Source organism: Gemmatimonadaceae bacterium (genome assembly GCA_035533015.1).
Taxonomy (GTDB): domain Bacteria; phylum Gemmatimonadota; class Gemmatimonadetes; order Gemmatimonadales; family Gemmatimonadaceae; genus JAGWRI01.
This window is the reverse complement of the sequence record DATLUQ010000005.1, coordinates 1-2217: the sequence shown is the minus strand read 5'-3', so window position 1 is coordinate 2217 and position 2217 is coordinate 1. Positions and strand designations below refer to the sequence as shown.

Here is a 2217-nt window from a genome sequence, read left to right as displayed (position 1 = left end):
GCCGTCGCGTGTCGCGAGAGGGTGATAACTACGTAGCGCCTCTGTGGCGTCGTCCGGTTGGGCCGCCCGCGCCGGTGTTCGATCCTGGTCAGGTCCGGAGCGCATCGGCCGTGAGTCGTGAAGCACCGGCCCCTAGCAATTTCCCGAAGGAGTGAGGCGATGCGTCGCAGGGTGTTTGACATTTTGGCCAGCGGTGTCGGGCTGGTCGTCGTGGTGGTCCTGATCGTCGCTGGGGCGCTGACGCTGTGGGGTAACAGCTACGTGGACTCCAACGTCCACAACCAGTTGGCTGAACAGCAGATCTTCTTCCCGCCCAAGGCGGCGTTCGCACACCCGGTGGCCGGTAGCGAAATCACGCCGGCAATGATTCCGTCGGTGTCGCAGTACGCCGGTCAGCAGTTGCTCACCGGCGCTCAGGCGGAGGCCTGGGCGGATCACTTCATCGCCGTTCACCTTTCCGAGATGCCGTATGGCGGCGTGTACGCGAAGATCAGTACGGCCGCGCGCGCGGCCCCGAAGAACACGCAACTGGCGGCGCTTGAGCAGACCTCGTTCCAGGGGACGACGCTGCGTGGGCTCCTGCTGGAGGCCTACGGGTTCTCGCAGATGGGGAACGTCCTCCTATGGGCGGCGATCGCATCGTTCTGCCTGGCCTTCATCATGGCGATCCTCGTCGGACTCGGCTTCCGACACGCTCGGCGCACGCCGTCCGAGGCGGAACTTCTAGCCGCCACGAGCACCTGATCTGCCTGCGCGGCGGCGGCCTCAGCGCCCCTGGGTGCCAGCGTCGGGCAAGCTCACGTGCATCGCGCGGCGGGGACGGCACCAGCGCGGCCGCCCCGCCTCGTTGCCTTCGTGAGCGGCGCGCGGCGTGCGGCCGGGGTGCCTGAGTGCTGTCACTGTCAGAGTCGGTGCTGGTTGGCCGGGCGGGGTTGTCCGACCGGCCCGGTGGAATGCGGATGAGAGGTACGGAAGTCCGCCAGCGCGGACGTTTCATGCCGCCGTGACTAGTTTCGTGACTAGCGGCTTGACGGGTGAGATCGAGCGGAACGCCTCGCGGGTGCGCTCGCGGGCGATCGCCGCATCGGGGTGGCCGTACAACTCACGCACGAGCCGCCCACCGTCGGTGTGGCCGAGTTGCAGCGCGATCACATGCGCGGGGAGGTCCAGCACGTTCAGGGCGTACCAGCCGTAGAAGTGGCGGGTCGTCAGGTAGAGGGAGACGTTGCCGATGCCGACGCTCGCGCGGACGCGGTTCCAGTGGTGGTTGCGAGTGCTGGCCGTGTAGTGGTTGCCTCGGATCGTGGTGAACACCCATTCGCTCTCGCGCGGCAACGCGAGCAGGCGCTCGCGTACCGGCTCGGTCATCGCAATCGTGCGGATGCTTCCGTGTTTCGGCGGCGTGATCGCCGCCAACTTCGCGCTCCACTGCCGCTCGATGCGGACTTCCTCGGCCTGGAAGTCGAGGTCGGTCAACTGCAACGCGTCCAACTCCCCAGGACGCGCTGCGGAGTAGCAGGCGGTGAGCAGGTAGGCGGCGAACGAGGGCGGCGTGAGCGCGTCTGCCGCCTGGAGCATGCGCGCGACCGTCGCTTGGTCGGGTCGCTGCAAGTTCTTGCGGCCCTTCGACCGGCGCAGCCCGAGGCCCGCGAACGGGTTGCGGTCGACGAGCATTCCTGCTTGGGGCCGGCGCGCATCGTTGAACGCGTCCCGCGAGCAGGCACGCATCCTCTACGAACAGGCAGCCCGATTCGCGCGCGAACTCGAGCCCCCCAACCTGGTCGACCGCCACCTCGAGATCCGCTGGTGCCCCGACCCCGCCCACTGCACGGCCTCACTCCCTCGCTCGCGATCGTCGACGAACTCCACGCCCACCCCAACGATCAGGTCTATCTCGCGGTCTTGACCGCGCTCGCGAAACGGCGAGGGTCCAAGCTGCTCGTGATCAGCAGCGCCGGGCAGGGTGCCGACACGCCGCTCGGTCGGCTGCGCACCCGCGCGCTCGCCAAGCCCGCCACCGACGTCGACCACATCCTCCCCGTCATCCAGGTCGGCACCGACCACCCCGACAACCTCCGCGCCGGCTGCGCCCACTGCAACCGATCCCGCCGGCCCCGCTCGTCGAGCCTCCGCTAATCGCTGAAGGAGACGCTCAGTCCTTACGAGCGGAGGTGCTCATAGAAGAAGGATGCGATACGCCGGCGTGCGTCCTGGGCC

The 2217-nt window shown here is 68.2% G+C and carries 3 protein-coding genes; 2 read left to right on the top strand and 1 reads right to left on the bottom strand.

The features are described from left to right. Positions 1-159: 159 nt before the first annotated feature. Positions 160-744: a hypothetical protein gene (locus VNF92_00800; protein HVA56399.1), complete on the top strand. Its 585-nt coding sequence runs from the start codon at positions 160-162 to the stop codon at positions 742-744. A gap of 249 nt (positions 745-993) precedes the next feature. Here VNF92_00800 and VNF92_00795 read toward each other — a convergent pair whose 3' ends face one another. Continuing rightward, a complete protein-coding gene (locus VNF92_00795) occupies positions 994-1674 on the bottom strand; it encodes a tyrosine-type recombinase/integrase (protein HVA56398.1) in 681 nt (226 codons plus the stop codon). 132 nt (positions 1675-1806) lie between these two features. On the opposite strand from VNF92_00795, the gene VNF92_00790 reads away from it, so the two are divergent. Then, the gene (locus VNF92_00790; GenBank protein ID HVA56397.1) at positions 1807-2136 is read left to right on the top strand and encodes an HNH endonuclease; all 330 of its coding nucleotides are present in this window, start codon (positions 1807-1809) and stop codon (positions 2134-2136) included. The last annotated feature ends 81 nt before the right edge of the window (positions 2137-2217 follow it).